The sequence below is a fragment of the Sandaracinus amylolyticus genome, assembly GCF_021631985.1.
GTDB classification, from domain to species: domain Bacteria; phylum Myxococcota_A; class Polyangia; order Polyangiales; family Sandaracinaceae; genus Sandaracinus; species Sandaracinus amylolyticus_A.
The window spans coordinates 8,643,289-8,655,416 of record NZ_CP070225.1 but is presented as its reverse complement, the minus strand read 5'-3'; the positions used below and the strand labels follow the sequence as shown (position 1 = coordinate 8,655,416).

12 protein-coding genes are annotated in these 12,128 nt (G+C 72.3%); 3 read left to right on the top strand and 9 right to left on the bottom strand.

The annotated features are described in order from the left end of the window. Positions 1-8 precede the first annotated feature (8 nt). The 7 genes from I5071_RS36740 to I5071_RS36710 all read right to left on the bottom strand — a co-directional run bounded on the left by I5071_RS36740 (position 9) and on the right by I5071_RS36710 (position 8,466). Entirely contained in the window at positions 9-1,448 is a 1,440-nt protein-coding gene (locus tag I5071_RS36740) for a DUF1552 domain-containing protein (protein WP_236518025.1), read from the bottom strand. Positions 1,449-1,462: 14 nt separating this feature from the next. Further along, the gene (locus tag I5071_RS36735) at positions 1,463-3,103 is read right to left on the bottom strand and encodes a DUF1592 domain-containing protein (protein ID WP_236518024.1); all 1,641 of its coding nucleotides are present in this window, start codon (positions 3,101-3,103) and stop codon (positions 1,463-1,465) included. Between the two features lie 148 nt (positions 3,104-3,251). Then, positions 3,252-4,193, bottom strand: a complete 942-nt coding sequence (locus I5071_RS36730) for a hypothetical protein (protein ID WP_236518023.1) — start codon at positions 4,191-4,193, stop codon at positions 3,252-3,254. 50 nt (positions 4,194-4,243) lie between these two features. After that, positions 4,244-4,978 carry a hypothetical protein gene (locus tag I5071_RS36725; RefSeq protein WP_236518022.1) on the bottom strand — a complete coding sequence of 245 codons (735 nt, stop codon included), beginning with the start codon at positions 4,976-4,978 and terminating at the stop codon, positions 4,244-4,246. Beyond that, positions 4,971-5,528, bottom strand: coding sequence for an RNA polymerase sigma factor (locus I5071_RS36720; RefSeq protein ID WP_236518021.1), 558 nt, complete (start codon positions 5,526-5,528; stop codon positions 4,971-4,973). Before I5071_RS36720 ends, I5071_RS36725 begins: the two co-directional genes overlap by 8 nt. 76 nt (positions 5,529-5,604) lie before the next feature. Continuing rightward, positions 5,605-7,518, bottom strand: a complete 1,914-nt coding sequence (locus I5071_RS36715) for a hypothetical protein (RefSeq protein ID WP_236518020.1) — start codon at positions 7,516-7,518, stop codon at positions 5,605-5,607. A gap of 45 nt (positions 7,519-7,563) precedes the next feature. Then, positions 7,564-8,466, bottom strand: coding sequence for an iron-containing redox enzyme family protein (locus tag I5071_RS36710; protein WP_236607717.1), 903 nt, complete (start codon positions 8,464-8,466; stop codon positions 7,564-7,566). A 122-nt stretch (positions 8,467-8,588) separates the two neighbouring features. On the opposite strand from I5071_RS36710, the gene I5071_RS36705 reads away from it, so the two are divergent. Then, positions 8,589-9,452, top strand: coding sequence for a dimethylarginine dimethylaminohydrolase family protein (locus I5071_RS36705; protein ID WP_236518019.1), 864 nt, complete (start codon positions 8,589-8,591; stop codon positions 9,450-9,452). Here I5071_RS36705 and I5071_RS36700 read toward each other — a convergent pair whose 3' ends face one another. Further along, on the bottom strand, positions 9,453-9,854 hold the full coding sequence (locus tag I5071_RS36700; protein ID WP_236518018.1) for a DUF6463 family protein: 402 nt from the start codon (positions 9,852-9,854) through the stop codon (positions 9,453-9,455). 29 nt (positions 9,855-9,883) lie between these two features. Here I5071_RS36700 and I5071_RS36695 point away from each other — a divergent pair, with 29 nt between their 5' ends. Further along, positions 9,884-10,453: a TetR/AcrR family transcriptional regulator gene (locus tag I5071_RS36695; protein ID WP_236518017.1), complete on the top strand. Its 570-nt coding sequence runs from the start codon at positions 9,884-9,886 to the stop codon at positions 10,451-10,453. 110 nt (positions 10,454-10,563) lie between these two features. Continuing rightward, on the top strand, positions 10,564-11,784 hold the full coding sequence (locus tag I5071_RS36690; RefSeq protein WP_236607716.1) for an RtcB family protein: 1,221 nt from the start codon (positions 10,564-10,566) through the stop codon (positions 11,782-11,784). Positions 11,785-11,787: 3 nt separating this feature from the next. On the opposite strand, the gene I5071_RS36685 is transcribed toward I5071_RS36690, so the two are convergent. After that, positions 11,788-12,078 (bottom strand): hypothetical protein, encoded by a 291-nt coding sequence (locus I5071_RS36685; protein ID WP_236518016.1) that lies wholly within the window; start codon positions 12,076-12,078, stop codon positions 11,788-11,790. Between the last annotated feature and the right edge of the window lie 50 nt (positions 12,079-12,128).

Sequence of the window (12,128 nt, the reverse complement as noted above, 5' to 3'; positions counted from 1 at the left end):
GCGCCGCACTATCGGAGGATCTCCGCGACGAGCTGGTTCGGGATGCCGCCGACGTGGGAGCCGAAGCTCGTCACCGGTAGCTCGAACGTCTGCGTGAGCAGCGTGTAGTAGAGATCGCGCAGCGGGCGATCGCCCGGCGTCGCGGGGAACACGATGTGCTGGTCGCCCCGCAGCGTGCCCCCGCCGCCGCCGATCAACACGATCGGCAGCTCGTTCGCGTCGTGGTTGCTGCCGTGCATCCCGCTGCCGAACACGACCACGGTGTTGTCGAGCACCGTGCCCTCGCCCTCGGGGATCGCGTCGAGACGCTGGCAGAGATCGGCGACCTTCTGCGTGAGCCACCAGTTGATCGTCGCGTATCCGTCGTTGCTGTCGCCCGCGTGCTGCAGCCCGTGATAACCGCCCACCGAGCCGCTGCCCGCGACCGAGCCGGTGTCGCTGAACGTGCGGTTGGTGAGATGGCTGTAGACGAAGTCGCTGCGCGCATCGTCGAGCATGTACGAGATCACGCGCGTCGAGTCGCACTGCAGCGCCATCGTGACGAGGTCGTTCATCACGTCGGCGTGCTCGCCGCGATCGTAGTCCGCGGGCACCGCGTCGACGCCGTACGCCTCGCCGTGGCGCTCGACGGGCTCGCACATCGCGCGGGTCACGCCGTCGCCGATCGACGCGACACGACGCTCGAGCTCGCGCACCGACGTGAGGTACTGATCGAGCGCTGCACGATCCGCGACCGAGAGGCGCTGCTGCACCCGCGTGGTCGCATCGCCGAGGTAGTCGAGCGCGCTGCGTCGCAGCATTCGACGGCGCGTCGCCGCAGCCTGCGCCTCGGGATCGAGCCCACCGTCGCCCGCGCCCGCGGCGATCAGCCGATCGAACACCGACTGCGGGTTCACGTCCTTGTAGAGCGGCTCGGTCTCCGAGGCCCACGACACGCTGCGCGAGAGCGATCCGTGGCGTCCGTCGGTGAACGAGTTGAGCGTCGAGAGCCCGACCTGCAGCGACGGGATCGGCGTCAGCCGACCGAGATCGCTGCGTGCGATCACCTGATCGATCGAGATGCCGTTCGCGACCTCGACGCCGAGCTCGTCGCGCAGCGCGTCGGAGTCCGCGCAGGTGAGGAACGCGCCGGTGCAGCGCGCGTGGCTCGGCTCGACGAAGGGATCGCCCTGCATCGCCGTGTAGTTCTCGAGGTTCGTGAGCACCGTCGTCTTCGCCTTGAGCGGCGCGAGGGGCTCGAGGATCGGCGAGAGCTGCCACGAGTCCCCACTTCCCGCGCCCCGCGACGGCCAGTACTGCGCGGCCGCGCCGTTCGGGAAGTAGATCGCGAGGAAGCGCTTGGGCGCCGTGGTCTGCGCGCGAGCGCGACCCGAGAGGCTCTCCATCCACGGCAGCGCGAGGGTCACACCGGCGCCGGCGAGGAACACGCGACGAGAGAAGCGCGACATCGAAGCGACCTCCTTCAGCGGGTGGCGCGCGGCTCGGCGCGGCGGTTGCGGAACGCGTTGGACGAGACGATCGCGTGCACGAGCGCGCGCATCGAGGTGCCCTGGGCGCGCCAGCGCGTCTCGATCGCGCGCAGCTGCCCGGGGTCGGTCGACTGCTCGCGACGGCCGAGCGCGTACACGTACATCGTGCGCGCGACGCAGGGCTCGAACCGCGGATCGTCGGCGATCACCTGAGCGAGCTGGCCGAGCCCGTCGAACGACACGCCGTTCGGCAGCGTGCCGCGCGCGTCGATCGCATCGCCGTTGGGATAGGTGGCGCGCAGCGCGCCGATCGCGTCGAAGCGCTCCAGGCCGAGGCCGATCGGGTCCATGATCGCGTGGCAGCCGGCGCACTGCGGGTTGCTGCGGTGCAGCTCGAGGCGCTCGCGCACGTTGTCGAGCGCGGCGGCTTCGTTCGCGGCCTCGTCGCCGTCGAGGTCGGGGATCTCGAGCAGCGGCGGAGGCGGCGGCGGCTCGTCGCAGAGCAGCGTGCCGAGCACGTACTTCGCGCGCAGCGTCGGCGAGGTGCGGTGCGCGTACGAGGTCACGGTGAGGACCGCCGCGAGGCCGAGCACGCCGCGGCGCTCGGGGTCCGCGATGGTGATGCGCTCCATCGCGTCGCCGAACGCGCCGTCGACGCCGTAGTGCTGCGCGAGCCGCGCGTCGACGAAGTGCGCGTCGCTCGTGAGCATCTCGGTGACCGGCACCGCGTCGTTGCGCACCAGCTCGAGGAAGAACGCGTCCGCCTCGGCGCTCATCGCGGCGCGCAGCGGCTCGTCGAACTGCGGATAGATCTCGTCGAGCACGCGGTGGCTGCGCAGCCGCGCGGTGCGCAGCCACTGCCCCGCGAAGCCCTGCACGAACGCGATCGCGCGCTCGTCGTCGAGCATGCGGTCGACCTCGGCGTCGAGGATCTCGGGCTCCAGCAGCGCGCCGCTCTCCGCGAGCTCGAAGAGGCGCGCGTCGGGCATCGTCGACCACAAGAAGTAGGAGAGGCGCGAGGCGAGCTCCCATGCGTCGAGCGGCTGCGGCGCGGTGTCGCCCGGCGCGTGATCGAGCTCGAGCCGATAGAGGAACTGCGGCGACGCGAGCATCGTCGCGACCACGTGCTGCAGTGCCTCGTCGGGGCTCAGCCCGAGCGCGACCGCGTCGGTGTGGAGGTTCACCAGCGCCTGGACGTCGTCGTCCTGGAGCGGACGGCGCCACGCGCGCAGACCGAAGTCGCGCAGCACGCGCTGCAGGCACGCCGCGCCCTCGGCCGCGACGTCGCAGGTGACGATGCGCGAGCGCAATTCGGGGCGCGCGAACACGTCGGCGGCGATCGTCTCGCCCGCGTCGAGGTAGCTCTCGACCTGCGTCGGCGTCGCGCCGAGCGCCTCCGCGATGTGATCGAAGCCGTGCTCTTCTTCCGCGACGAAGGTCGCGCCGGGGCTCAGCGAGGTGCCCACCAGATCGTGGATCGTCTGGTCGTACTCGCGGTTGCTGAGGCGCTGCGGTGGACGGTGCCCAGGGTCGACCTCGACCGGGGCGAGTCCGCGCGGCCCCGCAGCGCTCGAGTCGAGCGAGCCGACGCACGACGCGAGCAGAAGACAGATCGTGACGAGACAGCGACGCATCCGCGCCTCCTTCGAGAGCGAGCGCACGCGAGATCGAGATGGGACCGACGAGCGCGTGGAGGCGCGTGTGCTCGCCGATCCCATCTCGACCTGCGCTTCGATCGGTGAGTGGGACGACCGGTTCGCGCTGGTTGCGAAAAAAGATCGATCAGGGCGTGAACGCGATCCCGAGGGCGCCGTTCGCGACGATCTCGCCGACACGGTGCACGGTGCCGAGGCCGGTCACGTCGAACCGGGGTCGCGAAGTGCTCCATTCGAGCCCGCCGATCAACCGCAGCTCCACGCTGCCGATCATCACCGCGACCCCGAGCGCGCCCCGCAGCGCGACCACCGGAGCCCACGCCTCGCGATCATCGGTCGTCCCGGTCGCGGCGCCGTGCACGCCGCGGGTCACGGCGCCGAGGCACACCTCGCCCCGCAGCACGTCGACCGGTGCCCCCGCGCATCCCTCGAGCCCGATCGCCAGCGCATAGAACGACGCGCTGGTGGTGTCGTTGATCGGCTCGGGCGCGCCGGGGCTGGCAGCCGCGCGCAGTCGCACCCGCCACCAGGGCTCGCCGATCTCCGCGGTGAGCGCGCCCTCGAACGACGCCTGGGGGAGCACGCCCCACGACGCGCCGAGCTCGAGCCCCGCGGTGAAGCGCACTCCGCCCTGCGGCGTGGGCTCGACCGGCGGAGGCGGGGGAGGCGGCGGCGGTGGGGGCGGAGGAGGTGGTGGTGGTGGGGGCGGCGGGGGCGGAGGAGGCGGTGGCGGCGGCTCGGGCTCGTCGGTGCGCAGCGCGACGCCTTCTCCGTATGCGAGCGCGAGCACCAGCGTCGCCGCGCGCAGGAGATCGCCGCAGGTCTCCGCGACCAGCGTGCGGCGGCCCTGCTCACCGTCGCGCTCGGTCGTCATCACGAGCCGGAATCCGTCGCGCCCCTCGGTGATCACCCCCCGGGCCCGCAGGGTCGAGGGGGCACGACCGGGCTCGATCACCACGATGCGCGCGAGCTCCGCGCGCACCGCGTCGGCGTCGGGGCACTCCTCGGGCGCGCTCCACGCGAGCTCGAGCGGGAGCTCCTGCGCGCGCGCGGGCAGCACGACGAGCACGGTTGCGCACGCAACCGTGAGAGTTGCACACGCAACCGTGCGCAGCCCGCTCACCGCGCCGCGCAGCTCTCCTCGACCGAGCGCCGCAGCGGCGACTGCCGCGCCGTGCGCAAGAATCGCGTCGCGAGACGTCGCGCCTCGGCCTCGCGTCCCACGTCGCACAGCGCGAGGATGCGCAGCGCCGTGCGCTCGGGCGCCATCTGGCTGCGCGCGAAGCGATCCTCGTGCTCGCTCACCAGCGCGAGGGTGCGCGCCCCGTCACCCGCGCGCCACGCACGCTGGGCGGAGTGCAGCAGCTCGAGCTCCTCGGCGAGATCCTCCGACGACGACGTCGCAGCCGCGCGACGCCGTGCCCGGCGCGGCGCCTCGGGCGCGTCGACCACCTGCTCCTCCGCGGCCGCGATCTCCTCGTGCGGCGGCTCGATCGGCGCTTCCTCGAGGTCGACCGGGGCGACCTCCGGCGGCGCGATCACCTCGTGCGCCGGCTCCTGCGACGGCGTCGTCGTGGTGCGCGTCGCGACCACCGCGCCGGCGCCGACCACGCCGACCACCAGCATCGCGCCGAGGCCCTTCACCAGCCACGCGCCGGCGCCCGCGCCCGCCGCAGCTGCGCCCGCCCCGCTCGCGGCCGCGCTCCCCGCGGCGCCACCGACGGCCGCGCCCGCGCCGATCGCGATCGCCGCCGCGAGCTTCCGCTCGACGCGCGCGCGATCCTCGGCGCTCGGCGTCCTCGCGTCGCGCGCGACCCGCAGCACGTCCCGTGCGCCCGGCCCGAGCTCATCCATGGCCTTCCCCCCAACGCTGTCGCGCGCGGAAGCGCGTCACCGCCGCCGCGAAGATCGCACGCGCCGCACGCACCCGCGTGCGCACCGTGTTGTCGTTCACCTCGAGCATCTCCGCGGCTTCGCGGCTCGTCATCTGCTCGACCTCCATGAGGAGGAACGCTTCGCGCTGATCCTCGGTCATCTTCTCGAGCGCCTCGTCGAGCACCGCGAGCGCCTGCTTCCGCGCCAGCGCGTCCGAGGGCGACTCGCCCTCCCCCGCCGGCTCTTCGTCGAGCGGGGCCCCGATCGGACGGTGACCGAGGTGCCGGACGTAGTCGCGCACCACCCATCGCACGATGCTGTAGAGCCACGTGCGCACGCTCGAGCGGCCCTCGAATTCCGGCAGCTTGCGGTGCACGACGAGGAAGACCTCCTGCACCACGTCGTCGAGCGCAGCGGCGGGCACACGGCTCGCCGCGAGCCGCCACACCATGTCGAAGTGCGCGGCGTACACCTCCTGGAACGTCGGGCGCACGAAGGCCTCGGTCATCACCGTCGCCGTCGCGCTCATCTCGTGCCTCGGCGCATCCTGCCCGGTGAGTGGGGCGGGCGGCGCGCCCTGGTTGCGAAAAGCGTCGCTCACGCGATCACGGCCCGATCCCGATCGCGCCGACGAGCCCGTCGAAGGGCCCGCTCGTGCTCCCGGTGAACCCGATCGCGAGGCGATCGTAGCGGCCCGACGCGATGCTCTCGTCGACACCGCGGCGATCGTCGATGCCGCCCATCACGAGGCGCGCGCTCTCCGCGTCCCACGACGCCTCGACGTCGAACGCGTGCCCGTCGATGTTCACCATGCTCGGGATGAGCCAGCGGATCACGTCGTCCTGCGAGGCCGCGAAGATCACGCTGCCGGAGATCGTCACGTAGAGGTTGATCTGATCGCCCGGGCTCGCGCCCTCGCTGATGTTGAGCATCGCCTGGTCGTGCAGGCGCCCGACCGGCGCAGTGAGCGCGCGCGCGCGGATGTGCCCCGACGTCGTGCTCGGCACGTTGTCGGTCGCCGCGAACGCGAGCTGATCGTCGCCGTGCACGTCGAACACGAGGCTGCTCGGGGAGATGCGATTGCCCTCGCGCTGCAGGCCCGCGACCTCGAAGAGCGTCGAGTCGTCGCCGAGGAATTCGGTGGTGCCGCCGACGACCGCGACGATCTCGGCGCGATGTTGTCCGTCCGCGAGATCGCGGGTGACCAGCGCGACGCGCGTCACGCCCGCGCCCCAGTCGTCGAGCTGCACCTCGATCGCGGGGTCGCTCGAGACGACGAGCTGCGCGTCGAGATCCACGCGCGCCACGCCCGCGCCCTCGATGCTCGCCTCGACCATGCCCGCGCCGACGGCGCGCGCGAAGAACGAGAACGTCGTCGTGCCTCCGTGCTCGAGCACCACCGCGACGCCGTGCTTCCCGCTCACCGGCGCGCCGCGCACCGCGCCCATCGGGACCACCTCGCCGATCGATCGCGTTTCGTCGACGTGCACGACGCTCGCGTTGACCGCCTCGAACGCGACGGGATCGAGGGGCACGTAGGTCCCGCGCCGCGCGCGCGCCTCGGAGAGATAGCCGCAGAAGAGCTCGCCCGCGGCATCGGGGCGGCACGCGATGCGCGGCCAGTCCTCGCCGACGAGGTGCAGCCGCCGCGCGCCCGCGTCCTCGACGAGATCGAGGAACGCCTCGCCCTCGCGCGTCATCTCGATCGGCAGCGGCCCTCCGCCCGCGAGCGAAGGCAGCACGCCGGTGAGCGCCGCGAAGCGCTCGCGCAGCGCGCCCGCCTCGAGCACCGCATCACCGAGCGGCACGATCGCAAGCCACGCGAGCCGCGCGCTCCCCGCGCCACCGACGACGATCGTGTGGGGCTCCTCGCGTCCCTGCGCGATCATCGTCGCGTCCGTCGCGACGCCGTTCACGTGCACGACCGACGCGCGATCGTCGTGGAGCTCGAACACGACGTGGTACCACGCGCCCTCGATCAGCGGCCGCGTCGCGATCGTGGCCTCGCCGATCTGCAGCGCGAGCACGCGCTGGTCGTCGCTGCGCACCACGATCGAGCGCGACTCGCTCTCCGCGCGCAGCACCTCGCTCGATGCCGCGGCGCGCAGCACCAGCTCGACCACGAGATCGCTCGAGCCGATCCGCGCCAGGGCGCCCTCGCTGGTGAACCCGGGCGCGATCGCGACCGCGCGCGTCGCATCGGTGAACGGCCCGCGCCGCCCGACGATCGCATCCGTGCTCACCAGCGCGCCGCCGGTACGCGCCGCCCATCGCGTCGTCGTCGCGTCCTCGCCGCGCAAGAGCAGCGAAGGAGCGCGGCTCGTGGTGCCCGCGGTCCACCCATCGCCCCACACGCCGGTGCCCGAGCGCCCGAGCGGGAGCTCGAAGCGCCCGCGACAATCGGTGCCCGTCGGGCAGTACCGCGCGGGCGGCAGTCCTTGCTCGCCGATCACGTAGGGCCCTTCCGAGCACGCGATCGACGTCACGAGCGCCAGCGCGAGCGAGGCTCTTCGCAGCAATCGCGACGAGTGTGCGCGAGCGGCCTCGCCGCGCCAAGCGACAGATCAGAACGTCGGGCGGAGCTCGCGCCGGTATCGCTCGAACGTCCGCCGTCCTGCCTCGAGCCGCATCAGCGCGCCCTCCGCGATCCACCGCCCGATCCGCGCGTCCTTCGCGACCAGCGGCCGGATCACGTCGCGATCCCAGCGCTCCGAGTGCTTGCGGTCGATCACCGCGTGGAGCGCGTAGTAACGACGCGCCGCACCGCTGACCCCGAGCCGCGCGAGCCCTTGCTCCACGAGCGCGCAGCGCCCCGGCGCCGTCAGCTCCACCGCGCCCAGCGCGCCGACCGAGTGGTACGCGTAGCGCCGGTTGTACGCGAGGCCCATCAGCAGGTTCCCGAGCGCGATCGACTCCCACACGATCGGGCGCTTCACGGGATCGAGCGCGAGCTCCTGCGCGAGACGGCCGAGCATCGGGCCGTGCATCCCGTCCTCGTGCCCCACGCCCATCTCGTCCCAGTAGTTCCGCGCGAGCTCGAGCTTCGGCGTGACGTCCATCTTGCGCTGCGTGAGCGCGACGAGATCGTCGAAGCCCGCTTCGCCCGCGAGCTCCTGCTCGAGGAACCAGCGCATCGACGCGAGGTCCGCGTCGTTCGCGAGCCAGTCGAAGAGCGGATCGTGCTGCCCCGGTCCCGACTCCTCGAGCGACTCGAGCCACGCGACGAATTCGTCGGGGCTCGTCGGCGCCAGTCGCGCGCGCTCGGCGATCGCCGCGCGCTCGCGCTGGAGGAAGCGCTCTTCGATCTCCGCGAGGCGATGATCGCGCTCGAAGAAGGGCGGCGTGTCGGGCGTCGCGGGGCGCAGCCGCCGCGCGTTGAGCTCCGAGAGCAGCCTGTGGAGCGCATCGGGCGAGAGCTCGTCGCGGCTCGCGCGCGTGTCCTCGCGTCGGTGCTCGATGACGTGCATGAGCGCCACGAGTCAGCAAGCTCGATGCCGCACGGAAATCATGGAGAAACTCGGAAAATCCGAGGCACATCGCCCCGCCGTGACCAGCCCGCCGGGCATGGAAGCTGATGGTGTGCGCGCGCATGCAGCGCTTCTTCGTCAGCGACGTCCACGACGCGAGCGCGCCGCCGGACGACCCTCACGCCGCCTACTGCGTCGCTTGGAGGATCAACCCGCACATGCAGGTGGGCAGCACCTCGCTCGATCGCGCGCGCGCCCAGCACGAAACGCTGGTGCGCGCCCTCGTCGCGAGCGGGGCAGACGTGCGGCGACACCCGTTCGTGCGCGGTTGTTTCGACTGTGTGTTCGCGAAGGACAACGCCGTCCTCGCACGCACCGCGCGTGGCCGTCGCGCGCTCTTGTGCCGCCCGCGCCACGCCGTGCGCGCCCGCGAGCAAGCAGCGCGCGCCCGCTCGCTCGCGCGCCACGGATACCAAGTGGATCGCGCGCGCCATCACCTCGAGGGGGGCGACGTGGTGCGCGCCGGGGGTGCGCTCGTGCTCGGCCACGGCTTCCGCAGCGAGCCCGCCGCGGCGCGCGAGCTCGCTGCGTGGAGCGGCCTCGAGGTGCTCGCGCTCGAGCTCGTCGACGCGCACCTCTATCACCTCGACACCGCGCTCGCGGCGCTGCCCGACGGCACGCTACTGGTGTGCCCCGACGCGCTCGCGCCGCCGAGCCTGCGCGCGCTGCGGCGGTGGCGACGCGCCCGTCGTGTGGTCGAGGTCGCGCGCGACGAGGCACTGCGCTTCGGGCTCAACCTCGTGACGATCGGACGCCGAGTGATCCTCGCGAAGGGCGCGCCCGGCGTGGAGCGCGCGCTCGCGTCGCTCGGATACGAGCCCCTCGCGCTCGAGCTCGACGAGTTCCATCGCGCGGGCGGGAGCGCGGCGTGCCTCGTCTCCGAGGAGCACCGCTTCGAGGCCGCGCGCTCCTCCGATGCCGCGTGATCAGCGCGCAGCGCGACGCCACGCGAGCCACGCCGGCACGAGGCCGAGCCAGAAGCCCGACACCGGCATCACGACGATCCCGAGCCCGCAGAGCGACGCGAGGCCGACCGCGAACGAGCGCGGCAGCGCGATGCCGCGCCGCTCGATCGAGCGCGCGAGCGCACCGGCGAGCGCGAGCGCGAACCCGAAGAAGAGCGACCACGCGATCGTCGCGCGACCGAGGTCCCCGTCGATCGCGTCGAGCACCCCGGCGCGCACGATGTCGAGCAGCGGTGTCCCCGACGTCGCGACGAGCCCCGCGCCGATCGCGACGACGACGAGCTGGTGCAGCGACGCGATGACCAGGAGCAGCCCCCCGGCGGTGATGCGAGGTGTCCCTCCGTACGGTAGCGTATGGTCCATACGGTGGCGTATGGATCCACCCGAGCGCGATGTCGAGCGGCAGGACGATCCTCGGGAAGCAGCAGTGGGCGGAGGCGGCGCTGCGCGCGATCGCGCGCGGAGGCGTCGCGGCGGTGTCGGTCGAGCCGCTCGCGCGCGAGCTCGGGGTCACCAAGGGCAGCTTCTACTGGCACTTCGACAACGCCGACGCGCTGGTGCGCGAGACGATCGCGCACTGGGAAGAGCTCACGACGACCCGGGTGATCGAGGAGCTCGAGCGCATCGACGATCCGCGAGCGCGCCTGCGCACGTTGCTCCAGGTCGCGCTCGATCGCACCGAGCACCTCCAGGCCGAGGCCGCGATCGCCGCCGCGGCGGGCGCCGGCGATCCGCGGGTGCGACCGGGCTACGCGCGGGTGAGCGAGCGACGCCTGGCCTACGTCGAACGGACGATGCGCGAGCTCGGGCTGCGCGGCGCCGACGCGAAGCAGCGCGCGTTCGCGCTCTTCGCGCTCTACGTCGGCACGGCGAGCCTGGTGGGCGCGGGCGTGGGACCGATCGAGACCGAGCGCGCCCTGCGCGCGTACGTGCGTCGGGTCTCGGAGCTGCTGCTGCCCTGAGTTATCCGACCGTATCGTCGACGCGCCGGGTGTCTCAGCACGGAACCCATGAAAACCGGGGCAGATCGCATGGCACTCTCCATGCGTAGCGTCCGGTCATCATGACGACGATGAACGACGAGCCTCGCTTCCTCACCCTCGAGACGCCCGGCGTGCCGGTGAAGGCGTGGATCGACGGGGTGCCGATCGAGAAGGACGCGGAGCTCCAGCTCCGCAAGACCGCGATGTTGCCGTTCGTGCACTCGCACCTCGCGGTGATGCCCGACGTGCACGTCGGTGTCGGCGCGACGGTCGGCACCGTGATCCCGACCAAGGGCGCGATCGTGCCCGCCGCGGTCGGCGTCGACATCGGCTGCGGGATGATCGCGACCCGCACCTCGCTCGTCGCGAGCGATCTGCCGGACTCGCTCTCGAAGGTGCGCAGCGCGATCGAGAAGGCGGTCCCCCACGGTCGCGCCGACTTCACCAGCGGCACCAAGGGCCTGCCCACGGGAAACGCGAAGGTGTGGCGCGACGTGCTCGAGCCGCGCTGGAAGACGATCGCGAAGAAGCACCCGAAGATCGCGAAGGGCTCGACGGCGGAGCAGCTCGGCACGCTCGGCGGCGGGAACCACTTCGTCGAGATCTGCCTCGACGAGTCGCAGCGGGTGTGGATCGTCCTGCACTCGGGCTCGCGCGGCGTGGGCAACCGCACCGGGCAGTACTTCATCGAGATCGCGCGCAAGGAGATGGAGCGCCTCGAGGTGCGCCTTCCCGACTACGACCTCGCGTACCTCGAGGAGGGCACCGAGCACTTCGAGGACTACCGCGAGGCGGTCGGCTGGGCGCAGGACTACGCCGCGTGGAATCGCCGCCTGATGATGGAGGCGACGCTGCGCGCGCTGAAGCAGAGCGGCGAGATCGAGAAGAACTTCACGTGCGACGAGGACGCGGTGAACTGCCACCACAACTACGTCGCGCGCGAGCAGCACTTCGGCGCGGAGGTGTGGGTCACGCGCAAGGGCGCGGTGCGCGCGGGGCTCGGTGAGCTCGGCATCATCCCGGGCTCGATGGGCGCCAAGAGCTTCATCGTGCGCGGCAAGGGCAACCCCGAGTCGTTCTGCTCGTGCAGCCACGGCGCGGGCCGCAAGATGAGCCGCACCGCGGCGAAGCGCGCGTTCACGGTCGACGATCACCGCCGCGCGACCGAGGGCGTCGAGTGCCGCAAGGACGCCGACGTCATCGACGAGACGCCGATGGCCTACAAGGACATCGACGCGGTGATGGCGGCGCAGAGCGATCTCGTCGAGATCGTGCACACGCTGAAGCAGGTCGTCTGCGTGAAGGGCTGAGCGTCAGAGCCAGCGACAGCCCTGCTGCGACTCGCACGTCGTGCGCGTGGTGAGCGATCCGCACGAGGTCGCTTCGCCACCGCACGTCGTGCCCTCGAGCGCGCAGCCGCCCTGCATCGTGCACGTCGCTTCGCCGAGCGCCGAGCACGCAGTCGCACGACCGCCGCAGCCCGAGGGCGGCGGGCCCGAATCGACGCGCAGTGTGCCTCCGGCATCGGGCATCGGTGCGGGCGCGTCGTCGTCGCCGCACGCGGCGAGGAGCGTGATCGCGAGCGCGAGGAGCGCGTGTCTCATCGTCGCGAGGATAGAACGGCACGAGGCCGGTGACCCGAAGATCACCGGCC